The sequence below is a fragment of the Comamonas sp. C11 genome, from assembly GCF_024496285.1.
In the GTDB taxonomy this organism is placed as follows: domain Bacteria; phylum Pseudomonadota; class Gammaproteobacteria; order Burkholderiales; family Burkholderiaceae_C; genus Comamonas; species Comamonas testosteroni_F.
This window is the reverse complement of the sequence record NZ_CP101743.1, coordinates 2,016,186-2,037,738: the sequence shown is the minus strand read 5'-3', so window position 1 is coordinate 2,037,738 and position 21,553 is coordinate 2,016,186. Positions and strand designations below refer to the sequence as shown.

34 protein-coding genes are annotated in these 21,553 nt (G+C 59.2%); 19 read left to right on the top strand and 15 right to left on the bottom strand.

What is annotated here, in order from left to right; translation table 11 throughout:
* Positions 1-102 precede the first annotated feature (102 nt).
* The 13 genes from NOX35_RS09385 to NOX35_RS09325 form a co-directional block, all read right to left on the bottom strand.
* Positions 103-357 carry a hypothetical protein gene (locus NOX35_RS09385; RefSeq protein WP_256496444.1) on the bottom strand — a complete coding sequence of 85 codons (255 nt, stop codon included), beginning with the start codon at positions 355-357 and terminating at the stop codon, positions 103-105.
* Positions 354-725, bottom strand: coding sequence for a hypothetical protein (locus NOX35_RS09380; protein ID WP_256496443.1), 372 nt, complete (start codon positions 723-725; stop codon positions 354-356). The genes NOX35_RS09385 and NOX35_RS09380 overlap by 4 nt, the downstream gene beginning before the upstream one ends.
* Positions 718-1,011 (bottom strand): hypothetical protein, encoded by a 294-nt coding sequence (locus NOX35_RS09375; protein ID WP_256496442.1) that lies wholly within the window; start codon positions 1,009-1,011, stop codon positions 718-720. Before NOX35_RS09375 ends, NOX35_RS09380 begins: the two co-directional genes overlap by 8 nt.
* The gene (locus NOX35_RS09370) at positions 1,008-3,107 is read right to left on the bottom strand and encodes a hypothetical protein (protein ID WP_256496441.1); all 2,100 of its coding nucleotides are present in this window, start codon (positions 3,105-3,107) and stop codon (positions 1,008-1,010) included. The genes NOX35_RS09375 and NOX35_RS09370 overlap by 4 nt, the downstream gene beginning before the upstream one ends.
* On the bottom strand, positions 3,107-4,411 hold the full coding sequence (locus tag NOX35_RS09365) for a PBSX family phage terminase large subunit (protein WP_256496440.1): 1,305 nt from the start codon (positions 4,409-4,411) through the stop codon (positions 3,107-3,109). The genes NOX35_RS09370 and NOX35_RS09365 overlap by 1 nt, the downstream gene beginning before the upstream one ends.
* Positions 4,408-4,881, bottom strand: coding sequence for a terminase small subunit (locus NOX35_RS09360; RefSeq protein WP_256496439.1), 474 nt, complete (start codon positions 4,879-4,881; stop codon positions 4,408-4,410). The genes NOX35_RS09365 and NOX35_RS09360 overlap by 4 nt, the downstream gene beginning before the upstream one ends.
* A 380-nt stretch (positions 4,882-5,261) precedes the next feature.
* On the bottom strand, positions 5,262-5,645 hold the full coding sequence (locus tag NOX35_RS09355) for a hypothetical protein (protein ID WP_256496438.1): 384 nt from the start codon (positions 5,643-5,645) through the stop codon (positions 5,262-5,264).
* Between the two features lie 8 nt (positions 5,646-5,653).
* Complete coding sequence (locus NOX35_RS09350; protein WP_256496437.1) at positions 5,654-5,917, bottom strand: hypothetical protein; 264 nt, start codon at positions 5,915-5,917, stop codon at positions 5,654-5,656.
* Positions 5,911-6,372: a recombination protein NinB gene (locus tag NOX35_RS09345; protein WP_256496436.1), complete on the bottom strand. Its 462-nt coding sequence runs from the start codon at positions 6,370-6,372 to the stop codon at positions 5,911-5,913. The genes NOX35_RS09350 and NOX35_RS09345 overlap by 7 nt, the downstream gene beginning before the upstream one ends.
* A 1-nt stretch (position 6,373) precedes the next feature.
* Entirely contained in the window at positions 6,374-6,553 is a 180-nt protein-coding gene (locus NOX35_RS09340) for a hypothetical protein (RefSeq protein ID WP_256496435.1), read from the bottom strand.
* Positions 6,550-7,035: a RusA family crossover junction endodeoxyribonuclease gene (locus tag NOX35_RS09335; protein WP_256496434.1), complete on the bottom strand. Its 486-nt coding sequence runs from the start codon at positions 7,033-7,035 to the stop codon at positions 6,550-6,552. The genes NOX35_RS09340 and NOX35_RS09335 overlap by 4 nt, the downstream gene beginning before the upstream one ends.
* A 27-nt stretch (positions 7,036-7,062) precedes the next feature.
* Positions 7,063-7,521 (bottom strand): hypothetical protein, encoded by a 459-nt coding sequence (locus tag NOX35_RS09330; protein WP_256496433.1) that lies wholly within the window; start codon positions 7,519-7,521, stop codon positions 7,063-7,065.
* Between the two features lie 2 nt (positions 7,522-7,523).
* Positions 7,524-8,378 carry a helix-turn-helix domain-containing protein gene (locus NOX35_RS09325; protein ID WP_256496432.1) on the bottom strand — a complete coding sequence of 285 codons (855 nt, stop codon included), beginning with the start codon at positions 8,376-8,378 and terminating at the stop codon, positions 7,524-7,526.
* Positions 8,379-8,382: 4 nt separating this feature from the next.
* Here NOX35_RS09325 and NOX35_RS09320 point away from each other — a divergent pair, with 4 nt between their 5' ends.
* Entirely contained in the window at positions 8,383-8,661 is a 279-nt protein-coding gene (locus NOX35_RS09320) for a hypothetical protein (protein ID WP_256496431.1), read from the top strand.
* 10 nt (positions 8,662-8,671) lie between these two features.
* On the opposite strand, the gene NOX35_RS09315 is transcribed toward NOX35_RS09320, so the two are convergent.
* Positions 8,672-8,878: a hypothetical protein gene (locus tag NOX35_RS09315; RefSeq protein ID WP_034383533.1), complete on the bottom strand. Its 207-nt coding sequence runs from the start codon at positions 8,876-8,878 to the stop codon at positions 8,672-8,674.
* Between the two features lie 109 nt (positions 8,879-8,987).
* Between NOX35_RS09315 and NOX35_RS09310 the strand changes: the two genes are divergently transcribed.
* Entirely contained in the window at positions 8,988-9,497 is a 510-nt protein-coding gene (locus NOX35_RS09310) for a hypothetical protein (protein WP_256496430.1), read from the top strand.
* Positions 9,498-9,499: 2 nt separating this feature from the next.
* Here the strand turns inward: NOX35_RS09310 and NOX35_RS09305 are convergent, their stop codons facing one another.
* Entirely contained in the window at positions 9,500-9,694 is a 195-nt protein-coding gene (locus NOX35_RS09305) for a Cro/CI family transcriptional regulator (RefSeq protein WP_256496429.1), read from the bottom strand.
* A gap of 118 nt (positions 9,695-9,812) precedes the next feature.
* Here NOX35_RS09305 and NOX35_RS09300 point away from each other — a divergent pair, with 118 nt between their 5' ends.
* From NOX35_RS09300 to NOX35_RS09220, 17 genes are all read left to right on the top strand, one after another.
* Complete coding sequence (locus tag NOX35_RS09300; protein ID WP_256496428.1) at positions 9,813-10,439, top strand: LexA family transcriptional regulator; 627 nt, start codon at positions 9,813-9,815, stop codon at positions 10,437-10,439.
* Entirely contained in the window at positions 10,408-10,995 is a 588-nt protein-coding gene (locus NOX35_RS09295; protein ID WP_256496427.1) for a hypothetical protein, read from the top strand. Before NOX35_RS09300 ends, NOX35_RS09295 begins: the two co-directional genes overlap by 32 nt.
* A gap of 51 nt (positions 10,996-11,046) precedes the next feature.
* Positions 11,047-11,412 (top strand): hypothetical protein, encoded by a 366-nt coding sequence (locus NOX35_RS09290; RefSeq protein ID WP_256496426.1) that lies wholly within the window; start codon positions 11,047-11,049, stop codon positions 11,410-11,412.
* On the top strand, positions 11,409-11,864 hold the full coding sequence (locus tag NOX35_RS09285; protein WP_256496425.1) for a hypothetical protein: 456 nt from the start codon (positions 11,409-11,411) through the stop codon (positions 11,862-11,864). Before NOX35_RS09290 ends, NOX35_RS09285 begins: the two co-directional genes overlap by 4 nt.
* A 910-nt stretch (positions 11,865-12,774) precedes the next feature.
* Positions 12,775-13,158 (top strand): hypothetical protein, encoded by a 384-nt coding sequence (locus NOX35_RS09280; RefSeq protein WP_256496424.1) that lies wholly within the window; start codon positions 12,775-12,777, stop codon positions 13,156-13,158.
* Positions 13,159-13,285: 127 nt separating this feature from the next.
* Positions 13,286-14,044, top strand: a complete 759-nt coding sequence (locus NOX35_RS09275; protein WP_256496423.1) for a hypothetical protein — start codon at positions 13,286-13,288, stop codon at positions 14,042-14,044.
* A 261-nt stretch (positions 14,045-14,305) separates the two neighbouring features.
* On the top strand, positions 14,306-14,683 hold the full coding sequence (locus NOX35_RS09270; protein ID WP_256496422.1) for a hypothetical protein: 378 nt from the start codon (positions 14,306-14,308) through the stop codon (positions 14,681-14,683).
* Positions 14,680-14,829 (top strand): hypothetical protein, encoded by a 150-nt coding sequence (locus tag NOX35_RS09265; RefSeq protein WP_003061541.1) that lies wholly within the window; start codon positions 14,680-14,682, stop codon positions 14,827-14,829. Before NOX35_RS09270 ends, NOX35_RS09265 begins: the two co-directional genes overlap by 4 nt.
* A gap of 247 nt (positions 14,830-15,076) precedes the next feature.
* The gene (locus NOX35_RS09260; RefSeq protein WP_256496421.1) at positions 15,077-15,337 is read left to right on the top strand and encodes a hypothetical protein; all 261 of its coding nucleotides are present in this window, start codon (positions 15,077-15,079) and stop codon (positions 15,335-15,337) included.
* The gene (locus NOX35_RS09255) at positions 15,334-15,597 is read left to right on the top strand and encodes a hypothetical protein (protein ID WP_256496420.1); all 264 of its coding nucleotides are present in this window, start codon (positions 15,334-15,336) and stop codon (positions 15,595-15,597) included. Before NOX35_RS09260 ends, NOX35_RS09255 begins: the two co-directional genes overlap by 4 nt.
* 162 nt (positions 15,598-15,759) lie before the next feature.
* Positions 15,760-15,951: a hypothetical protein gene (locus NOX35_RS09250; protein ID WP_256496419.1), complete on the top strand. Its 192-nt coding sequence runs from the start codon at positions 15,760-15,762 to the stop codon at positions 15,949-15,951.
* A gap of 8 nt (positions 15,952-15,959) precedes the next feature.
* Positions 15,960-16,910 carry a recombinase RecT gene (locus NOX35_RS09245; protein ID WP_256496418.1) on the top strand — a complete coding sequence of 317 codons (951 nt, stop codon included), beginning with the start codon at positions 15,960-15,962 and terminating at the stop codon, positions 16,908-16,910.
* Positions 16,907-18,709 (top strand): YqaJ viral recombinase family protein, encoded by a 1,803-nt coding sequence (locus NOX35_RS09240; protein WP_256496417.1) that lies wholly within the window; start codon positions 16,907-16,909, stop codon positions 18,707-18,709. Before NOX35_RS09245 ends, NOX35_RS09240 begins: the two co-directional genes overlap by 4 nt.
* Before the next feature lie 69 nt (positions 18,710-18,778).
* Positions 18,779-19,453 (top strand): hypothetical protein, encoded by a 675-nt coding sequence (locus tag NOX35_RS09235; RefSeq protein WP_256496416.1) that lies wholly within the window; start codon positions 18,779-18,781, stop codon positions 19,451-19,453.
* Entirely contained in the window at positions 19,450-19,788 is a 339-nt protein-coding gene (locus tag NOX35_RS09230; protein ID WP_256496415.1) for a hypothetical protein, read from the top strand. The genes NOX35_RS09235 and NOX35_RS09230 overlap by 4 nt, the downstream gene beginning before the upstream one ends.
* A gap of 60 nt (positions 19,789-19,848) precedes the next feature.
* Positions 19,849-21,144, top strand: a complete 1,296-nt coding sequence (locus NOX35_RS09225) for a hypothetical protein (protein ID WP_256496414.1) — start codon at positions 19,849-19,851, stop codon at positions 21,142-21,144.
* Positions 21,141-21,464 carry a hypothetical protein gene (locus tag NOX35_RS09220; RefSeq protein WP_256496413.1) on the top strand — a complete coding sequence of 108 codons (324 nt, stop codon included), beginning with the start codon at positions 21,141-21,143 and terminating at the stop codon, positions 21,462-21,464. The genes NOX35_RS09225 and NOX35_RS09220 overlap by 4 nt, the downstream gene beginning before the upstream one ends.
* Positions 21,465-21,553: the final 89 nt, after the last annotated feature.

The following is a 21,553-nucleotide window of genomic DNA, read 5'->3' as shown; positions in this document are numbered from 1 at the left end:
GCCCAACGAAAAAAGGGCCGCACGCCGTCGCATGCAGCCCCTTGTCGGGTTGTTCCTAACTGGTCAGCCGGGCAAACCGTGCCCGGGCGGTGTTGAAAATCTTTAGTCGCGGGCCACGTTCTCGCATACGCCGACTTCGGCCACTGCGGGCTTTGAAGCAAAGATCGAATCAAGCTTCACAGCGCCTTTGCTGGCCTGATAGCGGTGCTTCGCAGCCAAAAGGGCGTAATGCCCTGCGGCATGTGTGTGCGATCCTGGAGGAATGTTCTTCTCAGCATCGGCTTTCAGCGCATCTTCAAGCGCCTCGACAGCGTCGTAAGCAGCAAACAGCGCTTTGTGAATAGCTTCTGTGCTCATTCCGTTGTTCCGTCGCTGTACGTCACCGACACAGGGCCAGCGCTCAGGCGGATGCCGCCATAGGTGCCGGGCCATGTGATTTCAGATGCATGCGGATGAGTGGCGGCCGTGGCCACCACGTCGCGGTCGATGTGCTTGCCTTCCACACGGCGCAGGAAGGCCTCGAGCGCCTCTAGCGGGGCCTGGCCGGCAGGATCATCCACTTTGGGATCATCTTCGGCCGGCTTGGAGACGGGACTGGATTCAGTCTCAGCCGCTTCCGTGACCACTTCCACCGCCTGCTCCTGGGCCGCCTGGACTTCAGTACCCTGGGGTTCGTTAGTTTCCACTGCAGGCGCCTCGCCCGCTTTACTCTTTGCTTTAGACATTGCGCATGCGCTCCTGGATGGCTTGGAGACGGGACTGGATTTGGGCCTCATTGGTCAACTCGGCCTGCTCCAGCTTGTACCCGTCAATCACAAGATGGAACACACGGAAAAACTGCTCTGCGCCCTTGAGCATGGCTACCGCAGCTTCGCGGCGCTCGCGCTCATGGAGCGGAAGAGACAGGATTTCATCCTTCAAGGCCTGCTCCACCACGGCGCGGGCCTCTTTCATCAGCGGGTCATCAAGCAGGCGCTTGGCCTGCTCAGCCCGGTATTGAGCGTCGCTCATGCTTGTCCTCTCTGAAACCGGTTGGCAAAGCCGTTGATGACCTTGGCCACGTAGTCAAGCTGCTCCGGCGTGATGTTCGGAGCCTGCATGTTCTGGTCCAGCTGCGTGCCGCCGATCAGGTTCTGCGCGGGCTCCGTCATCTGGCCGTCCAGGCGGGCCTGGCCCATCACGTAGCCAGCTGACAGCTCTATCAGGGACTTCCAGGCGTCCTGCTGCAGCTCCATTTCCTTGAGCTGGCGATCCGCGGCGCGCTGTTTGTCGCCTTCGGCTGCCTCGGCCTGGAGCTTGATGATCTCCATCTGCTGCAGATGCTGGTATTTCGCCTGCTCCATCTGAGCCTTGATCTGCTCAGGCGATGGCTGGGGCGGCTTCTGCTGGATCTTTTCCGGCGGAATCAGGAACTTCTCGGCGGCTCCCTTGAGCTTGGCGTTCTTGGCTAGGGCCTTGCCAAATTCATAGATCTGCTGCGGCCCGACCATGCCCACGGTAGCGGCCTGCTGCATGAACTGGCCGAACTGCTGGAGCAGCATCAGAGTTTCGGTCTTGTCCCCCGTGCCTAAGCCAACGTCTGTGCTCACGTCCATGTCAGGCGACCACATGCGGGGGTCGAACTGCACGAACTCATTGCGCAGCCGGATAGTCAGCGGAATGTCCTGGTACTGGGTGATCAACCGGAGGACCAGCTTGAACAGATCCTTCACCCCGCTCTCGGCGAACATGCGCAGGATCAGCAGCATGCGCCTGTCGGCCATGTTGGATATCTTGGTGATGCCCGTGGCGGTCTTGTTCAGGCTGTCAGCGTCAAGGCCCTGGTTGTAGCGGGTGACGCCGGTGCGGCGCTCGCGCATGCCCTGGGTCATCTCGATGCCGGCCAGAGACTCGGTAGCTACCAGGGCCGTCTTGATCGGCGACACGGCGTCTTGTGCCGGGCCCTCTCCACGGATGATCCCGCCAATGCGGTTGCTGATCACATCATCCAGGTTGACGACAGCCTTCTGGTTGACATAGGTACGTGGGTTGTTGGCCAAATACAGCGAATCGACATACTGGCGTGTCAGGCCGCTGCTCAGGCGCTGCAACTCCGTCACCGGGTCAGCCAAGGCCATGCCAATCACGCGGTGAGGCAACTTGATTGGCGTCAGGACAGCATATTCGTGCCCCTCGACCTCTTCATTCTCCAGTTCGCGGTCGCCCGATACCAGGATGCGGCGCCATTCGGCCACGCCGTCTCCGTTGTAGTCGCAGCGGATGAAACCTTCGAACAGCCTTACCTCTTCCAGCGACTTGTCGGCGCTGTCATTTGGCAGGCTGGTGCGCTCGTCTTCCTCCAGCAGGTTGCTGGCCCCGTCATAGCTCTTGATCTCGTCCACATCGCTGATGCCCATTTCCTTGAGCTGCGAGCGGGTGTAGGTGACCCATTCGCCCAGCAGGCGGGCCTCTTCCATGGTCTTGGCCGTGCGGTTGACCAGAAAGTCAGAAGGAGGCACGTTGCGCAGCTTCACACAGCCGCGCTGCTTGCGCATGATGGTCAGATCGAACAACTCGGGTATCTGCAGGCCGGCCGCCTGCATCACATCGGGCGACAACTGCTCAGATGTGGACGCCTCGATGATCGATACCGCTGGATCCTGGGTCATCAGCGTGACCTGCTCCATGGTCAGACCACGGAACTCTTGGCGTACAGGATCAGCCTGCACCCACTTGGCCCGGACTACGCCGATCTTGCTCAGCAGCGAGTCCTTGATCCAGTCCATGAAGATCAGGAAGCCGGGGTTCTCGTTCTGAATGACGAAGTTCACAAGCTCGGTGGCCTGGTCTGCATATTCAGCATCACCAGGTCCGCGCGGCAGGAACTCGCCGATGTTGTCCCCGCAGAAGAACGGCTCCAGGAAGTTCGGCAGCGCGCTCTCGATGGTCTCGAACACATCCCAGGACACCACCTGAGAGCGGCCATCCACCTCATTACCCAGCGGCAGGCCCAGGTAGTACTGCAGATTGCGCTGCTGCTCGGCGCGGATGCCACCGGTGAGCCAGCTCTGCGCATCATCGATTTCATGCTCCAGCACCTGCCGGAACGTGTCTTTTTCCATTGTCATCACACAATTCCTATCTGAGGGAGCGGTAACGGCGCCATGACGCGCGGCGGCGTCCAATCGCAGCACATGAGCCCGAAGGCGTCAGAGCCGTGGCTGGACCAGTCGTGCTCTGGGCCCAGGCCGATTCCTCGCTTTTCATCGCGCTTCTCGTGGTACCAGCCCAGTGCGGCCAGGCCGCCGGCGCAGCTTTCTTGGTTGAACCAAATGCTGGGGAACAGCTGGCGCGCGGCTTCGACCCGCTTGAGCGCAGCGCCTTTGCCTTGGTTCGGGATCGTGGTCACGGTGTAGCCAAGGCGGCGCAGCTCGCTTGCCGGCGTCACAGCGAACACCACATCAGAGCGGTCTCCGTCATGTGGCAGCCAGATATCCAGGCGGTCATGCTTGTAGCCACGGTCATGCAGCCACTGCACATGAGTCGCCATGGGCTGGCCCTGGGCCTCGTAATAGTCCAGCACGCGCACCTGCAGGCCGACAAACTGGACGATCCACATGGCGAAGCTGTCGGCATTCCGGCCCGTGCCGCCAATGTCCGCATAGGCCCGCAGGCGCATGCTGGGGTCAGCCGCGACAACACCGAGCCGGCCCTCTGCCTTGGCTGCTGTCAGCTGCTTGGCGAAGTAGGCGCCCTCGTTGACCGTCTCGTAGCCGCCTTCCCAAATGTGGTCGTACTTGTCAGGCTGCTGCCTCAGGCAGTCCAGGCGCTCCTGTTCAAGCTCAGCAGGAAACCATGGGTTGTCCCGCCAGTTGGCCTGCACCACCAGCGCGCCTGTGGGCAGCTCAGCAGCGCGCAGCATGCGATCTACCGGGTCCATGGCAAAGCGTGGGTTCCACCCGAACCAGAGCTGAGAGCCCGGTGCGCGCATCGTTGGCCGCAGCAGGTCCAGGCTTCGCTGTGTGGCAGTCTGCGCCTCTTCCCACCATGCTCGCTTGAAGCCTTCCAGCGATTTCACGCTGTCGGCCGTGTAGTCGTTCATGCCCTTGAAAATGATCAGGCCATCACCCGGCGTCGTGATGACGTCCTTGTAAACCCGAAAGCCATCGGCCGGCCCAAGGTTCAGCGCGGATAGCTTGCCCTCAAGCAGCGCCTTGCTGGACTGGCTCAGATCCTTCTGCACCTCACGTATGCACACCGACCGCAGACCTTCTCCGCCGCTGGCCCCCGGCTCATACAGGCAGTCCTCGATCAGCATCTCACCGAAGAAGTGGGATTTGCCAGAGCCCCGGCCACCGTGCGCGCCCTTGTAGCGAGCAGGCTCCAGCAGCGGCGCAAACACTCGCGCCGTCTTCAGGTCCAGCGTTCTCATGCCTTGGGATCCACGATGGTGCGCGTGACGCGAGTGACTGTCTCTACCGGACCGCCGTTGGCGCCGGTGAGCTCGACCTTTTCCTTGAACATTCCGATGTGTTTGCCGAGCAGCTCCAAGGCGCCTTTGGCTGCGGCGGCTTCAAAGACCGTCACATTCAGTTCAACCGTCTTTGGCTTCTTTCCGGATGCTCTGATCACCTCTGTGATGCGCATCGGCTTCTTTCCCATGGCCATGTCGCGCAGCTCTCGCAGTCCGCTGATCACTTCATCCTGGGTGACGCTGTTGCGGTCAGCCCTTTTTTCCATGGCGGCCTTGACTGCTTCAGCGATTTCAAGTTTCTTCAAGTTTTGCTCGCCGATCTGGCCAGCTGTCTTTTGGCTGTAGCCAGCCCTGATCGCGGCCTGAGTCGCGTTCAGGTCAATCAGGTACTCGGCCACAAAGCGCTCTTGCTTTGGGGTGAGTGCCATGCTTTTCTTTCAATGAGGTGCCACCACACAGGCCTAGCGTCCCATGTGTCAGTGCATGCTTTGCCGGACGCGCCTGGTGGTGGCGAAACTGAATCTGTCACCCCATGAGGACTTACGGCCTGAGCCGCTGGGGTTCTGCCCTTCTCTGTTCACCAGCACCGCGACAGATCACGGTGGAAATCACCCACGCCATCAGACTGCTCCGGCGCGGCCTTGGCTGGATCAAGGGAATAAAAAAGCCGCCGAGGCGAACCAGGGCGGCAGGTGCCGGCTTTCGGCCAGCAGGAGACAAACGAAAAAGCCCCGGCGGTTGAGGCCAGGGCTTTGGAATTTTTGGGCGCAACGGCCCGAGACGTATTCTGCACGAACTGTTTTTTGCGTCAACCCCCTAAAACGCCTTTTGCCATCAAGCCGCGCGTGAACAGGTTGCGGGCCTCCATCAGCAGGATCTGGCGTTCCTCCCAGTTGGCTGGGAGCCTGGGGCTGCTCCATACCTGGGCGCGGCTGTGCAGGTTGCGCGCCTGGAATGCCAGGGCTGTGCGGTGGGGCTGGGGGATGGCATCCATCACTGCGTCCACGGTCTCCATGCATGGGCCATCGCCATCGCTGCCAGCTGGGCCAAGGGCGCATGACGGTGAGCGGCTGGGGTAGCCCTCTGCAATCGTGTCTCCGGCGCTCCAGCTATGCCACTCCCTCAGGATCTCGTTGAGCAAGTCGTTCAGCTGGCACTCGTCTATGTGCTGGTGTTCTGCCACTGCGTTCATATTTGCTCCTATTTTTCTAGCATCAAGCGCTTTACTGTTATGTTCAGCGCAGCGATTTCATCCATCTTTTTGATAGCCCACATGCGCTTCTGACCGTGCCAGCCCATGAGGGATCCGGTGTGGCAGCTGGGGCATAGGGCCACGGCTGTGTACTGCTGGCCCTGGTTGATGTGGTGGGCTTCGCTGGGGCCGGGCTCATCGCAGACACTGCAGGGAAGCTGCTTCACCCGGGCCAGGTGATCGCGCTCGGCGTTGGTCAGGCGGTTCAGCACTGATCACCCTCCCATGGCTTGAAGGCCACGCCCGCCTCAGCGCCGAAGGCATAGAGCCATTCGATAAAGCCGCGGGCCATCTTGTCGGTGAAGTCCTTGGACTGCGTGCCCAGCATTACAGTCTCACCACGCAGGCCACGGCCAATGCGTAGATCGCCGAAGCGCGCCCATTCGTCGCAAAACTGGGAATCGCGCAGGGTGTCCATCCGAAAGGCGCTGATCAGGATGCGCTTGGCGTCGTCGGTGTTGGCCAGGTCACCGCCCACATGCGCACTAATCTGGTTGATAAGGCTATGGAAGTGCCGGCTGTGACGCTCTTGCCGGCGCTCGGGCCGGAGTTCCAGCACCAGGCGGCGGCCATCGGCCAGCACCTGCTTGGCCTGCTTCCAGGCGCTAGTGATGGCGATGTGGCCCTGCTCTGGGGTCTTGAGGACGAGGGTGAGGCGGTCGCGCATGTCACGCTCCTTCCTGCTGGAGCAGACCGTGCTCCACGATGCGCAGCGCGCCGATTGCGGCCGCCAACGGGATCTGGCCGTCGTACTTTCCCAGCACTGCGTTCAAGTCGTCGACCAGTTCTGCAATCTGCGGGTATGGCCGGCCGCCGAAGCTTTGGGGGATGACGTTTTCGGGATTCATACCAGAGCCCCCAGCAAATCCCCCTGCTCTTGCGTGGTCATGTCCGGGACCGGGGAAATCGGGGTGATGGTCACCACCAGCTTGCCACCCGTCACAGGTGCACCGCGCTCTGCCGAGATCTTGCGCACCCACTTGTCGTCATCGATCACCACGCCCTTGAGGCTGTCCAACAGAACCTTCTGGGCGTTGTCCAGGTCCATGCATTGCACGGTGTCTTCCCAGCCAACAGGGTCACGCTTGGCACGGCGCAGCGCATCCTGTGGGCAATGGGGGTGCAGCGTGTAGCTGATGGCCACGCGGCCAGTGATGGGGGCTCGGACGCCAGCAGCCATGGCCAGCTTGTGCACCAGATCCTTGAACGCCTTGGCTTCGGCGCTGACGTAGGTCATGGCCTGGTAAAACTTGCCGCCCTTGGGCTTGATGACGCGGGTTTGCCAGTAGCGATTGGCACTCACAGGGTACGGAAGGATAAGCGTGATCATGATTCGTTGCTCCTGTTTTTGATTGATTTACTGCCAGGGCTGGCGGCCATCGAGGCCCAGCGCCTCTCGGTAAGCTCGGATCTGGTGGCCGCCCAGCTTTTCGCCGGACTCGTGGCGCTTCTGCAGCTTGTGGGCCCAGGCTTTGGGGTCCTTCTTCGCTTCGGTGCCGAAGGACTCACGGACTTGCTTTGCCAGCTCAGCCACTCGCTGGGGGTTGGCCGGTGTCTGCTCGAGCAGCGGGACTTGCTTCTTCGGCGAGGCCCGGCATAGGTCGCGAAACTCAAAGACGTTTGGCGGCTTGGATGACGGCAGATGGTCCAGCGCGTAGCGGATATCTCCGGCGGTAAAGCCCAGCAGGCGCTTGTTCCACTCGGCTTGCACGTCCTCGATGGGGGTGACGCCAAGGCTCCGGTCCCACGCTGCGCCGTATGCTGCGCCGAGCTTCCCGAATAGCCACTGAATGCTGCTGAGGGCTTCTGTCGTCATGGTCAGGACTCCAAAAACATCGTTTCGCCGCGGGGCGTGATGTCGATGACGTTGCGCGGCATTTGCTGCTGGCGGTCTGGGTGCACTCGGCCGGTGGACCGCTCCCAGCGCTGCATCTGCTCTTCGCGGTCACGCTCGGCGAAGGACTGCAGCTGGCGTGGTGCCTGGGGCTGGGCTTGATGGCGGGGCTGCACCCAGTCGGCACGGAAGCCGCGCCAGCCGTTGCTGCAGCAGGTCTGCAGGGCAGCTTCCAGCGTGAATCCGGCTTTGCGGGCTTCTCGCTCGATCCCGTCCACAGCGGTTTGCGTGACCGTGGCCTTCAGCGTCTTGCGCTGCTGCAGCCAGTCGGTCCAGGTCTGGTCGGTCACGCCATCGGGTTTCGGAACAGCAGGCACGAGCGCGGATGCGCGCGTTGTATTCTTTTGTTCCTTGGTATGTTCTTTGGTCTGTTCTTTGCGTGTAGCCGAATCGGCTACCACGCGTGTAGCCTGATCGGCTACCGTTTGAGTAGCCGAATCGGCTACCGTTGCCTGTTCGGCTACCGTAGCCGAATCGGCTACTTTTTCGGCCTGCAAAACGTCAGGCACATCCAGGGTGTAACGGGTCGATTTGGAGTAGCCGCCCTGCCCTTCTTTGCGCAGCCAGCCCAAGGCCACCAGGGCAGTTGTGGCGCTGCTGATGTTGGACGGATGCATGCCCGTGCGCTGGGCAATTTCAGAGCGAGAAGGCCACACGGTATTGGTGGCCTTGTTGCGGAATGAGAAGAGCGCGATCAGCACACGGGTCTGCTCGAGCGTCAGGCGACGGTCGGTGGCCACTTCCAGCGGCACCACGGCGAATGGAGGAAGGTTGCTCATAGCCGTGTCCGATCTGCTGAAAATCCGTTACGCAAAAGTTCAAGAGAGGCCATCACTGCCTCCTAAATGGCAAAACCCTGCCCTGCTGCGGCGTGATGCGGTAGCGGTGTTCCAGGCTTTGCTGTGCCAGCTTCGTGGCAGCTTGTTGACGGGTAAGCCCATGCTCTGCGGCGTAGGCATCGAGTGCAGCGGCTTCTCGTTCCGAAAGGTCGAGGGGCTGCCCGGTCTGGGGTGGAGCTGGCACTTGGTTTCATTCCGCGTTACGCAACCGTTGCTGAAATGACGCGCCAGCGTCACGAGTTTGTAGCTCGCATTTCTGTAGCAGCCGCTGCAGACTTGGAGCTATGGAAACGAGACAAACCCTCCAGAACCAGCTCGCGCAGAAACACAGACTTCTGCATGCCGTTGAACTCGGCCATCGCTTCGGCCAGCCTGTCCTCTGCATCGTTCAGGGACAGGTTCACACGGTTCTTGCGAATGTGGGCGGGGTCGGCGTACATGATTCAGGCCTCCTTGATGGGGTTCTTGTTGAGGGATGGGGAAAAGGTGCCCGCCGCCTCCCGGGGCAGAATGGAAGCTCCTACACAACCATTCCCGGGAGGGGCAGACATGAACATTCCAGAGGCGCTTGCTGCCACGAAGGCGGCATACGACTTGGTAGCGTTGGGCGTCGCCGCACGCGACGAAGCCAAAGTGAATTCGGCGCTGGTCGATTTGCAGGCCAGGCTGTTGGATGCACTAGTCATTGCAACTACCCATGTGCAATCGACGAACACGCTCGAGCTCGAGGTCCAGAAGCTTCGAATGGAGGCCATAGAGGCGGATGCTCGCCAGGCCGAACTGGAAAGACAGATCAAACAGCGCAGCCAATACAAGTTGACCGAGGTGGCTCCCGGAAAACTGGTGCGCGAACTTGTGGAGTCGACGGAGGGCCAAGTGGGCAATCCGAAGTACTTTTGCGCTACGTGTTATGGCGAAGGACGCGAGATTCCACTTCAGTTCCATCCCAAGCCTTTGACTGGTGGACCGAAGATCGAATGCCCTTCCAACGACAAGCATTCGATCTACCTTGCAAGAGAGTCCGCCCCTCTCCTGTACCCGAACATTGGGATCGTTTGACATCAAGCGGCCTCTTGTCCGGCGGGGGCGGGCTGCTCTGCTTGCTGCATGCGCCAGAGGGCGGCCTGCACGCGGTCAGCCAGCCGAGCAGGAAGCTCAGTCGGCCATTGCGAGATGGCTTGGGAATTGATGCCGATGGCTTCGGCCGCCTTGGCTACAGAGCCGCCAAGCAAGGTGATGGCTTCAGTTTTGGTCATGCGCACATGTTAGAGCACTTACAAAAAGAACGCAAGCACTCTAACCACAAGAACTCGTAAGCTCTCTAACATGTCAACGCTTCAAGATCGAATCGCACACCTGATGTCTGAGACCGGCATGTCCGTTGGCGAGATAGCCAAAGTGACCGGCGTCACATCATCTGCAGTTACACAGTGGAAAGACGGGCCAACCAAGAGCCTCAAGACAGCGCCTGCGACGAAGCTTGCCGCTGCCACCGGCTTCAATGCCATGTGGATAGCAACCGGCACAGGCCCAGTAAAAAGCGATACCGCCGGCTTTGATGTCAATGCCCGTCCTGTTCTCGAAGGCATGCGGGCCTATCCTGTTATTTCCAAAATCCAGGCAGGCCTCGTGAAGGAGGCTGTTTGCCCGTATGAGCCCGGCGATGGATATGCGATCGAGTTTGGCGAGGACGACGCCTCGTCCTGGGCGTTTTATTTCGAGATCGAGGGCGAATCAATGCTGCCTGAATTCAGGCCAGGCGACAGGGTTCTGATTGATCCTGAGGTGCCCCCTCGCCCTGGAGACTTTGTAGCGGCTCGCAACAGCAAGGAAGAGGCGACTTTCAAAAAATACCGTGTCCGCGGCATTGATGAGTCTGGCAAAGAGGTTTTCGAACTGGTTCCTCTCAACGATGACTATCCAGTGTTGCGTAGCGATGAACACCACCTGTCAGTGATCGGCACTATGCTTGAACACAGACGAAAATTTAGACGCAAATAATGTTAACGGCGGGGAGGGAGTGATTATGAAATATTTGTATGCAATAGCATTGATAGCGGCATCTTCAAATTCTCTCGCTGAGAATGCCACATTTGGAAAATGGAGAGTATTTGGTGATGCCAATGGATCACCGCCAATCGCTTTAACATCTAATGACAGCGACAATGCCTTTGGACAAGTATGCGCGGATGACTCTGAAGCTTGTTTTTGGCTCATTCTCTCTCCAAAGACTCCATGCAAAAAGGGAGATGAGGCACCAATTATTGCAAACTCATCAAATGGTGCAGTTCAGCTAGTTACTATCTGCGCTGGAATATTTGAGCTATCAGGAACGAAGTATCACCGATATCTGCTATCTCCTTTCGATGATATTGAATCAGTAGTAAAGAAAAGCAGTGGGATCTTATCTTTCGCCATACCGGTGCAAGCGGGATCATTCACCGTCATGCGCTTTGACTTAAATGGCTCGACCAAGGCGATTTCATTTCTTGATGTGTTAAAACAGAAGTTTTTTAACAAAATTAATTCAACATCAACTAAAGATATAAACCTCTGATGAACCTCTTCCACGCCGGAAAATACTTATAGTTTTTATGCGAGATATTTAATGAATGGTGAATTACCAAGTCTTATTCGGAAGTTTGATTCCATTCTCAAGCATGACAAGCTAACTGAATATGATTACAAGCTGATATCATTACTCTCGAAAATTATTAGCATTTATCATACAACCGCATCCAGAAGTTTCGACACCTCAACGGAAGTACATAATCTTTTGACCCATAGGTTTAAAGAAATGTTGAAAGATGGTGTTAGTAACCCAGACGAGAAAAAGTCTCTTTCATTGATTCTTGATGCTGCAAGTAGCAACATCAGAGATACCTCAAAACTTCTTGAGGAATTCATCCAGACTTCAGATGCGCTGGAAGTATTTATCGATGAATACATAAAGTCGCGGGACAACACGCCATGACTTATCTGGAGAGAGTTACTGAGCAGAATGCTGAAGAGCTTTTTAAGAGAGTTCAACGCCTTCCTGAGCTAGAGGGACAGTCTTCCCATGGCGGCGGTGATGGATACAATGGATCTATGGAAGCCCGAGTCAAAGCCCTTGAGGAAGCTGTCAAGAATCTGCCCACCAAAGCAGACTTTGCAGAACTGCGTGCTGACGTGAAGACAGGTATCTCCGATCTGCGAGCAGAGATGCACAAGACCAACATCGACATCCACAAGTGGATGATCGGAACGGTAATCGGCCTTTTCCTAGGGTTTGGCGGTCTTTTTCTTGCGATGAGCAATGCTCTCAAGCAATCATCGCCGGCATCTACCTCTGCGATTGCACAGCCAACCACGCCGCCACCGATCATCATCAACGTGCCAGGTGCGGCACCAGCTGCTACCCCATCGACTGCACCGCAACAGTAGCTATCACCAACTCAAGACCAGCCCGCCCAGAGCGGGTTTTTTTCGTCTGTGTGGTGTGTGGTCATGGGACAAATGTTAGCACTCTGAAAATATTTAAGTAAGTATGCTTGACAGTTGTTGTTAGCACTCTTACATTACACCCATCGCAGCACAAAGCAGTAACGCAAAAGTGCAGCGGTGGGTGCCAAGTGATCGAGCCGACACCCAGCGGTCTTTAAAAGTTTGAGAACTGATTGGTTGGGGTGGTCGCTGAGGAAGTTCAGCGGGAAGCAGGACGGTTGCCCGCCCTGCCCCACTTGGTCACAGCATCAGTATCAGAACGATGTAGCCGATGGCTTGGATGCACTTAGCCACATCGATCTTGATGCTCACCTTCACTTGGCATTTCATTGGTTGCCCTTTGGAATGCCCCGTGGCCACGGGACGTTGATCCCGCTGACTTCTTATTACGCGCCGTTGCTAGCGCGGCTCTTGGCTTACCGCGAATAGGCCTTGAGCACGGCTGGCATCAGAAGGGTTGGTGCGCGGCATGGCTTGCGCTATTAGCGTGACTCGACACGTCATGCCGATCACTCCCTGCAGATGCTTCACCTTCTGCGGCATGTCGACTGGCCGCAGTGGGGCGCTAGCAGCCCCACTGCGAGTATCTCAGATTGACCACCCCACCCAATCAGTTCTTGAACACCGAAGGATGAACAGGCCGTAAGGCCCTGCCCCTGTGCACCACGGCAGAAGCAAAAGTGGGATGGCTAAGCCCGTTGAACTACCGGAACCGAAGCCACATGCAAGACGAGTTGGAACTGTCCGCGAGGATGGGTATGCCAGCCGCGCCCCTGGGGTAACAACCAGGGGAATCAAACCAGAGCGCCTTGAACCAGGGCGTTGCGGTTTGACCAACGAAAGGGCGCAAATGAGCAGCTTTGAACAACAAATCACCGAGCTCACGCTGAAGCGCGAGATCAACAAGCGGGAACTCTTCGAGAAGGAGGCTCTGCGGCTTAGGAACAAGGAGCGGTTCCTCGTCTACGGCGAGCACACTGACATCAAGGAGCGCGTTGCTCTGGATTCTGAGATCGCCTGCCTGGAGGCCGACCGTCAGCGCACAAAGGTGGAGCTGATGAAGCTCAAACTGATTGCCAAAGAGCGGCGAACGACCTCCCTGGTTGTGCTTCTGTGCGATGCGCTGGCTGCCCATGGCCTCAAGCATGAAATCACGGCTGCCTCAGAGAAGGCAACCGAGATGCTTCGCGAAGAAGGTCTCATTGATGCCTACAGATCGAATTTGGGAGTGTGAGGTGACTGAAATGTGAGCGATTTGCCAGCATGCGGCCTGCATGCGCCTTCCCCCGCAGGGCTAAGCGGGGCCAAAAACAAAAGCGTCTTCATCCGAGGGCGCTTTTCTTTTTTCACAAGGAGCACCCATGGAAATGCACATTTCACCGGCTACCAAGCACCGGGCCGAGCTGGCCAAGATCATGGCGGCAGCCGATTCGTTCCAGCCTGAGCGCGGGATCATCGCTGGCGGCGCGCTCACAAGCGCTTTCACTGGCCGTGAAATCAACGATATCGACATCTATTTCGGCTGTGTCGGCGACTTCCAGTTGGCAGTGCAAGACGCTTACGACGAAGGCTGGTGGTGCGTGTCCGCAACCGATCGCGCTGTGACTTTCATCCGTGGGCCGCGCGTCATCCAGTTGATGTGCTTCGGCTTCTTCGCAAGTCCGGCAGAAGTATTTGATGCCTTCGACTTCACGGCCTGCATGGGCGCATACGACATCGAGGGCCAGCAGTTCGTCTTCCATGAAGACTTTCTCAAGCATGCGGCTCAACGCCATTTGAGCTTCCACAACGGAACGCGCTACCCATTCGCGTCGCTGCTGCGGGTCCTGAAATACCAATCTCGGGGCTACACGGTTGGTAAGGGTGACCTGCTGCGGATTGCTTTGTGCTGCCATCGCATCCCATTGGAAACCTGGGATGACCTCGCCAAGGCAATCGGCGGCCAGTATGGCGAGAAGGTCAATCTGGACGAAAGCCAGCCGTTCTCGATTGAAGCCGCTCTGCAGCTTCTCAGCAGTTCGGAACTCATGATTCCTGCCCAGTCCGAAGAAATGCCGGGAAGTGCAGAGGAGCTCCTGCAGAAGATCGGCATGCCATTTGAAGAACTGGCAGTCGCTTAAATCCACCCCCTGGCCAGCGCGCCAGGGCCATCCGGCGTGACCACTCGAGCAGGTACGTCAGCACAGGAATGGGCCTGGGCTGGCGTCGATTACGAGCTTGGCAAGAGTGGTCACGCCGGATGGCGCGGCATTTATTTAACCCTTGCGCATTTGTCTAGCTGGACCCTCATCTGGCGAACCGCTGCGCCGTCTACCTACTCCTCCCTCACTTCGCAGTGAGCTTGCCACCTCAGGGTGGCTTTTTTATTCCTGGAGCTTGTCATGAACGCCCGACCTCCTATCTACCTCGGCCCCACGCCAAACCCTCATGCAGACGCCGAGCGCTGGAACGATGAGCAGGAGGCTGCCAACGCTCTGCACGAGACCGCTGCCGTCCAAGCGCCGGGCATCGTGGCGCGACAGTTCGCCAAGGTGGTCAAGCCTGCCGACTGGTTCGACAAATACGCTTTCGCCGGCGGCATGAGCGCAGACGAGCTGCTGTATCAGGCCATGGAAGCCAGCGACGACGCGACGCAAGCCGCCTTTTCTGAGCTGATGGTCAGCCCTGCGGCCCAGCCACTGCGCGACGCCATCGGCGCGCACTTCGCCAAGAAGAACGCTTTCGCCATCTACACCGACTACCTGGAGGATCTTCAATGACACCCGCTCAACGAGTAGCCCAGCACCCTGCCCTTGCCGAGTTCTGCGCCCAGCAGGTGCTGGCCCAGATGGCAGAGCCGCTGTCCCCCGAGCAGATCCGCGCTGCTCTGGCCCCTGAAACCGAAAACCAGTATGAGGCGATATGAGCTACTGCCGATACAGCTTGGCATGGCGCGGCTCCTGCAAAGCCGAATGCGAGGGTGATATCTGCGAGACACATGCCAAGGTCAAGTGCTGTGTCTGCGGAGAGCAGGCCACCAGTGAATGCAACCACACGGGCCAATTCGTTTGCGGAGCGCCCATGTGTGACAACTGCGAAGAGTTCACTGACGCCAGCAAGCCGGCAGGCGGTTGGGGATTCATGAACCACATTCACCGGAAGAAGGAGTCTGCATGATGCCCTCCTCCATCCAACTCCAGCGCCTCCCGCGCCGCAAGAAGCCCGCACCAACGCGGGCTTTGTTGTTTCTGGTGCTGCTGCTGATCGTGCTGTGTTCCGGCCTGTCCGGCTGCAGCGCCCAGGCAGCTGATGCACCGATCACCACTACAGCCGCCGACCTCAAGCGTGCCGCCGCCGGCGCGTGGCTATGCCCGGGGATGCATGCCGAGTGGATTGATTCGCAGACCGTGCAATGCCTTAGAGAAAAACCATGAACCAAGACCGAGACCCAATTTACGACGCATTGAAACTGAATTCGAAGGCGAAATTCGATGCCGATCGTGCACGCTTCTTGAAAGAGGCCAATGAAGACAACGATGGTGGATGGACTGTGCACACCGACTTCCATTGGTCGCGCATGGTTGCCGGCCAGCGCCTGGACTACTGGCCCAGCCGGAAGAAATACCAATATGCCGGGCGCGTGATGCGTGGCGATGTGATGGCTTTCATCAGAAAGAAAGAAGGCCGCACATGATCATCCCCGCCGCCCTCCTCTTCATCGCTCTCGCCTTCTTCGCCCTAGCCAGGAAGCCATGAGCAAAACAGACACCAAGCCCGGTACCGCCAGGGCTTTTCTTTTGTGGGTGGCCAGCAGCGCTGCCGCCCTTCTCGCCGATATCACCCAAGTGAGGTTTTCATGAGCATGTCCGCTCCCCATGAAATTTACGTCCGTCACACCAGCAAGGACGGTTCTTCCTATGTGCAAGAGCACCGCGTCTGGGACGCCGACCGATTCATGGCCGCGCGCCGTGATGATGTTGCAAAAGAAGGCGGCAGGTCTGCTGTGCAGCAGCTGACCCGCGAGCAGTTCCTGGCACAAAAGAAGTGAGGCCCACCATGAGCAACGCTCTCACCGCTCAGCAATCGACAGCTCTGCGGCCCGCCGGCCAGTTTGACCTGAGCCCTCAGACTTTCGACCAGGCCCTGACGTTTTCCCAGTATCTGGCCGATAGCGACCTGGTGCCCAAGGACTTCAAGGGCAAGCCGGGCAACTGCCTGATTGCCATGCAATGGGGTAGCGAGTTGGGCCTGAAGCCGCTGCAGTCCCTGCAGAACCTGGCCGTGATCAATGGCCGCCCTGCCCTCTGGGGTGATGCTGTGATTGCCCTGGTCATGGCCAGCCCGGTCTGCGAGTACGTCACCGAGGACGATGATGGTGAAACGGCCTTCTGCCGGGTCAAGCGCAAGGGCGCACCCGAGCAGGTTCGCAGCTTCAGCATGGACGATGCCCGCAAGGCCGGCCTCGCTGGAAAACAAGGCCCATGGACGCAGTACCCCAAGCGCATGCGCCAGATGCGCGCCAGGGCATTCGCACTGCGCGACGTGTTCCCCGATGTGCTGCGCGGCATGCCCATAGCTGAAGAGCTGCAGGACATTCCCACTGACACGCCAGCAGCATCCCATGGCGAGCGCCACATGGGCCAAGCCGAGGTGGTTCAACCTGAATGGCCGGCTGATCGCTGGGCAGCAGGCTTGCAAAAGTGGGTGGACGGCATCGCTGCCGGCAAGCCGCTTGCTGATGTGCTGGCATGGCTCAACAGCAAGGCCAAGGTCACTGCAGAGCAAGAGCAGCAGCTGCGCGATGAAGTGGCAAAGCGTCAGCAGGTAGCCGACACCAGCACCACGGCGCCTGATCCTGAAAAGTTGGGCGCCGAAATCAAGGCCTGCACTGACCTGAACAAGCTGTACGACCTGGGCAACCAGATCGAAACCATTGCTGACCCGTCGCAGCAAGCCACCCTCACCGACATTTTTGATGCCCGCGCAGCAGAACTGGAGCAAGCATGACCATGCAACTCGTGAACCTCATCCAGGGCAGCCCAGAATGGCATGCCCACCGCCGCAACCACTTCAACGCCAGCGACGCGCCGGCCATGATGGGCTGCAGCGCCTACAAGAAGCGCTCTGAGCTGGTCAAGGAACTGGCCACGGGCATCGTTCCGGAAATCGACGCGGCCACGCAGCGCCGCTTCAATGACGGTCACCAGTTCGAAGCCCTTGCCCGGCCGCTGGCTGAACAGATCATCGGCGAAGATCTCTCGCCATGTGTCGGCACCCGTGGAAAGTATTCAGCCAGCTTCGATGGCCTGACCTTCATGAACGACACGGCCTTTGAGCACAAGACGCTCAATGCCGACCTGCGTGAGCTGCTGGCGCGCGGCTGCGACGGCATTGACCTGCCGCTGCAGTATCAAGTGCAGATGGAGCAGCAGGCCATGGTCTCAGGCTGCGAGCGCATCCTGTTCATGGCCAGCAAGTGGACGGCCGAAGGCCTGCCTGTGGAAGCCCTGCACTGCTGGTATGAGCCGAACGCCGAGCTGCGCGCCCAGATCATCGCCGGCTGGGAGCAGCTGGAGAAGGATGTGGCGGCCTACGTCACCGAGGAGGCGGCCCCAGAAGTTGTCGGGCAGTCTCCTGAAACACTGCCCGCGCTTCGCATCGAAGTGCAAGGTGCTGTCACGGCATCGAACCTGGATGCCTTCAAGGTCACAGCACTGTCCGCCATCCGTTCAGTCAACACTGAGCTGAAAACAGACCAGGACTTTGCTGATGCAGACAAGGCGGTCAAGTGGTGCGAAGAAGTTGAAAGCCGCCTGGACGCCGCCAAGCAGCATGCCTTGGCCCAGACCGAGAGCATCGACCATCTGTTCCGCACCATTGATGAAATCAGCGAAGAGGCTCGGCAGGTTCGCCTGAAGTTGTCCAAGCTGGTGAAGTCTGAGAAGGAGAAGCGAAAAGAGCAGATCGTTCTGGACGGCAAGAAGGATCTGGACTGCCACATTGGTGAACTGGAGAAGCGCCTGGAAGCGATCGACGGGCGTCCCTGCCGATTCCCACAAGTTGCTGCAGACTTCGCCGGGGCAATCAAGGGCCTCAAGTCGCTGGACAGCATGCGTGACAAGGTGGCCGTGGCCCTGACCAATGCCAAGCACGAAGCCAACCAGCTGGCCGACCGCCTGGAAGCCAACCGCAAGCACCTGATGCAAGAGGACGGCGACTGGATTGCACTGTTTGCCGACTTTGCCGCCGTGGGCACCAAAGCTGCAGAGGACTTCCAGGCCCTGGCCGCCCTGCGCATTGGCCAGCACAAGCAGGCCGAGGCCGCTCGATTGGAGAAGGAACGCGAGAGCATTCGATCCGAGGAGCAGGCGAAAGCTCAGGCGGATCTTGCCCAGCAGCGCGACCTGATCCAGCAGCAGGCCCAGCAGGAGAAGGCCGAAATTACCCAGGCTCAGCAGGCCGGAGCCCTGTCCGCGCCCATGGCTGACGATCTGGCAGGCCTCGTGCAGGACAAGGCAATGGAAGGCATGGCCGGCATCGACGCCAAGCAGGCGATCAGCACGGCCAAGGCCAGCGCTGCAGCAGCAGACACCAGCCCCGTCATGACACTGGGCCAGGTCAACACGCTGCTGGAGGCGGCCGGCCTGGGCAAGATCAGCGCCGCCACGCTGGAGCATCACGGCATCAAGTTCACCCGTGAGCGTGGGGCCGTGCAAGTCACCGAGGCCAACACCAAGCGCCTGGCGCTGCTGCTGTCCCTGGGCTTCCGAAAGCTGGCCGACGAACTGCAGGCAGTCACCGCCTGATCAACATCAATAGCAACCACCGTAAGCCTGCTCTAACCCAGCAGGCTTTTTCATTGAAAAGAGGATTCCATGGCCTTTGAACTGACCCACCCCACCAATGTCGTAATCACCAACGCCAATCCCCGCCGCGAGCTACACGGCGAAGAGAAGGTGCGCGCCATTGACTTGGCATGCTCGCTGACCGGTGAGAACACGCTGCTGGATCTGATTGAGCCCGGCCTGCGTGCACACCACTACTGCAACAAGGCGGCCAAGGACGGCCAGGACGAAATACCCGGCCTGGATATCCAGCTTCCGAACCTGCGCCACCCCCAGCTGCCGCTGATGTACCACTATGGAAAGGGCCTGAAGTTCCGCGGCTACCGCCTCACCCAAGACTGGGGCCTGGACGAGTACCACGTTGATTTCACCGATGTGGTGGTGTCGAACCTGCAGTACGAGCTCTCCGAAGGCGGCAGCGTCACCATCAAGTGGACCATCTCGTACAACGGCGAAGAGCTGCAGGACAACGAGCTGTTCGGCGAGCTCTCCGGCTTGGCCGCCGAAGGCGAGATCTCCATCAAGCTGCTGGCCCCGGCTGAACTGGTCCAGGCCAAGAAGGGATATCGAGCAGGAAAGCCTGACACGCCCAGCACCGGCGGCAACCCAGATCAGCTCGGCCTTGAGGATGGAGAAGACGGCGAGAAGCAGCAGACCCCCGAGGATGCGTTTGCAGCTGCTGTGAGTGGGGAGGCCCAGTCGTGAACGCATTCGACCAAGCAAAGCCGCGTCGCAAGGTGCACAAGACCGTGAAGAGCATCGACGTTGAGCTCATCACGATCAAGAACGATCCCTTCCCCGGCCAGCGCGCATGCCCCGAAGGCAAATATGCGGAGCTGTTCGCCAAGATGAAGCCAGGGCAGTGCCTCTCCTGCGAGCCTGATGAAGTTCAGCCCCTGGGAGCGGCCATGCGCAAATGGATCGCCAGCCAGGAAAAGGCCGACAAGCTGGAGGTGCGCACCATGTCGCGCTTTCCGGGAGATAGCCGGGGCCGCGTCTGGCTCATCGCCAAGGAGGCCAAGCTGCGCAAAGTGGCTTGAGCTTTTGTCACCCATCACAGCCCGCCGCCGCGGGCTTTTCTCTTTCTGGGAGCCACCCTCATGAAGCAACCTATCAAGATGACCCCTGGCGATGAACTGCACCTGACAGCACTCATGGCACCGTTCAGCCTGAACCTGGTCACCGGCCAGGACAGACAGCACCTGCTGGGCTTCGGCCGCGCCGCGTTTGAAGCTGGCAAGGCCGGCCAGTGCCTGCACCAAATCCAAGAACCCTACGCCTCAGAACAAGCCGCATGGCATGCAGGCCTGGACGAAGGCCGGGCACAGGCTGGTGCCAGCCAGCGCGCGATGGTTCGTTACTGCCCCGAATGCGGCCATGTCGGCGAAGTTGGAGCGGGTCATCGCGACTGCTGCCCTGATGGATCGCAGGCATTCATGGTGCCAGAGAAGCACGCGAAAGGCCTGCGCGCAGGGTTTCTTGCACAGATTGCCCAGGCAGCGCCCGCAGCCGTGGCAGTGCCTGAAATGCCCAAGACGGATGACCGACGACCGTACAACGATGCCGAGCCGGATGGCTACCTAGAAAGCGATAACGACTGGATCGGCCGAAATTTGGCGGCGGTTCACTGGTTCATTGAGAACCATGCAGCTATCCGCGCCGCGCTTGCAGCCACCCCGGCACCCTCGCCAGTGGTGATAAAGAGCGACACGCACGGCATGAACCTCGGTCAGCGCATCCTGCATGTCGGTGGCCGTGAGAACGCTCAGACCTATATCGAGTTCGGGAGCGTTGGCGCGGTCGACATGCTTGTGTCTCAAGTTCTGCGCGACCTTCCTGGCGGGGCTCCGGGCTTTGAGGCTGATTTTGGATCTGCGGCAAGGCGCTATTCCAAAGATCAGCAGGATCGCGCCCTGCTGGCTACTGCTACCGGACTTCCCGCGCAGGCGGTGCCCGTGGCGGTGACAACTGCCGAGGAGCTGGAAAAGCTGAGCGGGGAAAACGCAGGATCAAAGATGGCGACCGTGTTTCACCCAGCGTCGAGCGGCTTCCCGGTGAAGCTCTACACAGCACCCCAGGCGCAGGCAGACGCGCGGGATGCGGGAAAGCTGCAGTTTCTGATGGAGGCAGACCAGCATCTGCTGCACCGATTCATCGAGACGACAGAGGACGATGAGAGCTACGACCTCAAAAAAGAGGAGATTAAGCGACTCGCGGAACTCGGAGTTGTCAGCAACCACGGGTTTGGACGGTACAGCGTGACGATGTTTGGCTATTGGGCGCACGAACAATTTTGGCACCAGAACCCCAGCCTGCCATTGAAGACCAATTCTGACCGAGACCGCGAGCACCGCGCCGCAATCGCCGCCCAGGCAGCGCAAGGGGGTGAAGCATGATCCCAGATCGCCAAACAGACCCGCTGGGTTACGCGCTGTGGTGGCTCGGTGACTTGGTGCCAGTTCTGCAAGCCAAAGCCGACGCCTACCGCTTGGAGCTGCGCAGCCGCGACGTGCCCAATGCCGATCGCGCCGCTGGATTGAAACGGCTGAAGCACCTCGCTGACCATCGCGGGCTTTTAGAGCGACTGCCATACGAGCGACGTAGCTGCCGCAGCACCGTGTTTGTGCCGGTCAAATTCCTCAATGAGTATTTCATGGCGCAAGCGGCAGAACGCGATGCCCAGGCAGCAGCCAAGGAAGGAGCGCAGCAAGCATGAGCACTGAAGCAGCAAAAGCAATTGGCGAGGGCATCGCATGGCTGGGCTTCTGGCTTGCTGCCGGCGCTGTACTTGTCGCCGCAATCATG

Coding starts and splice junctions, on each gene's coding strand:
- NOX35_RS09380 (WP_256496443.1), bottom strand. CDS start 725: ATGTCTAAAGCAAAGAGTAAAGCGGGCGAGGCGCCTGCAGTGGAAACT.
- NOX35_RS09225 (WP_256496414.1), top strand. CDS start 19,849: ATGAAGCAACCTATCAAGATGACCCCTGGCGATGAACTGCACCTGACA.
- NOX35_RS09255 (WP_256496420.1), top strand. CDS start 15,334: ATGAACCAAGACCGAGACCCAATTTACGACGCATTGAAACTGAATTCG.
- NOX35_RS09265 (WP_003061541.1), top strand. CDS start 14,680: ATGACACCCGCTCAACGAGTAGCCCAGCACCCTGCCCTTGCCGAGTTC.
- NOX35_RS09330 (WP_256496433.1), bottom strand. CDS start 7,521: ATGACGACAGAAGCCCTCAGCAGCATTCAGTGGCTATTCGGGAAGCTC.
- NOX35_RS09270 (WP_256496422.1), top strand. CDS start 14,306: ATGAACGCCCGACCTCCTATCTACCTCGGCCCCACGCCAAACCCTCAT.
- NOX35_RS09345 (WP_256496436.1), bottom strand. CDS start 6,372: ATGCGCGACCGCCTCACCCTCGTCCTCAAGACCCCAGAGCAGGGCCAC.
- NOX35_RS09300 (WP_256496428.1), top strand. CDS start 9,813: ATGTCCGTTGGCGAGATAGCCAAAGTGACCGGCGTCACATCATCTGCA.
- NOX35_RS09360 (WP_256496439.1), bottom strand. CDS start 4,881: ATGGCACTCACCCCAAAGCAAGAGCGCTTTGTGGCCGAGTACCTGATT.
- NOX35_RS09365 (WP_256496440.1), bottom strand. CDS start 4,411: ATGAGAACGCTGGACCTGAAGACGGCGCGAGTGTTTGCGCCGCTGCTG.
- NOX35_RS09260 (WP_256496421.1), top strand. CDS start 15,077: ATGATGCCCTCCTCCATCCAACTCCAGCGCCTCCCGCGCCGCAAGAAG.
- NOX35_RS09325 (WP_256496432.1), bottom strand. CDS start 8,378: ATGAGCAACCTTCCTCCATTCGCCGTGGTGCCGCTGGAAGTGGCCACC.
- NOX35_RS09250 (WP_256496419.1), top strand. CDS start 15,760: ATGAGCATGTCCGCTCCCCATGAAATTTACGTCCGTCACACCAGCAAG.
- NOX35_RS09220 (WP_256496413.1), top strand. CDS start 21,141: ATGATCCCAGATCGCCAAACAGACCCGCTGGGTTACGCGCTGTGGTGG.
- NOX35_RS09385 (WP_256496444.1), bottom strand. CDS start 357: ATGAGCACAGAAGCTATTCACAAAGCGCTGTTTGCTGCTTACGACGCT.
- NOX35_RS09235 (WP_256496416.1), top strand. CDS start 18,779: ATGGCCTTTGAACTGACCCACCCCACCAATGTCGTAATCACCAACGCC.
- NOX35_RS09310 (WP_256496430.1), top strand. CDS start 8,988: ATGAACATTCCAGAGGCGCTTGCTGCCACGAAGGCGGCATACGACTTG.
- NOX35_RS09240 (WP_256496417.1), top strand. CDS start 16,907: ATGACCATGCAACTCGTGAACCTCATCCAGGGCAGCCCAGAATGGCAT.
- NOX35_RS09315 (WP_034383533.1), bottom strand. CDS start 8,878: ATGTACGCCGACCCCGCCCACATTCGCAAGAACCGTGTGAACCTGTCC.
- NOX35_RS09375 (WP_256496442.1), bottom strand. CDS start 1,011: ATGAGCGACGCTCAATACCGGGCTGAGCAGGCCAAGCGCCTGCTTGAT.
- NOX35_RS09370 (WP_256496441.1), bottom strand. CDS start 3,107: ATGACAATGGAAAAAGACACGTTCCGGCAGGTGCTGGAGCATGAAATC.
- NOX35_RS09245 (WP_256496418.1), top strand. CDS start 15,960: ATGAGCAACGCTCTCACCGCTCAGCAATCGACAGCTCTGCGGCCCGCC.
- NOX35_RS09355 (WP_256496438.1), bottom strand. CDS start 5,645: ATGAACGCAGTGGCAGAACACCAGCACATAGACGAGTGCCAGCTGAAC.
- NOX35_RS09275 (WP_256496423.1), top strand. CDS start 13,286: ATGGAAATGCACATTTCACCGGCTACCAAGCACCGGGCCGAGCTGGCC.
- NOX35_RS09335 (WP_256496434.1), bottom strand. CDS start 7,035: ATGATCACGCTTATCCTTCCGTACCCTGTGAGTGCCAATCGCTACTGG.
- NOX35_RS09285 (WP_256496425.1), top strand. CDS start 11,409: ATGACTTATCTGGAGAGAGTTACTGAGCAGAATGCTGAAGAGCTTTTT.
- NOX35_RS09305 (WP_256496429.1), bottom strand. CDS start 9,694: ATGACCAAAACTGAAGCCATCACCTTGCTTGGCGGCTCTGTAGCCAAG.
- NOX35_RS09340 (WP_256496435.1), bottom strand. CDS start 6,553: ATGAATCCCGAAAACGTCATCCCCCAAAGCTTCGGCGGCCGGCCATAC.
- NOX35_RS09280 (WP_256496424.1), top strand. CDS start 12,775: ATGAGCAGCTTTGAACAACAAATCACCGAGCTCACGCTGAAGCGCGAG.
- NOX35_RS09290 (WP_256496426.1), top strand. CDS start 11,047: ATGAATGGTGAATTACCAAGTCTTATTCGGAAGTTTGATTCCATTCTC.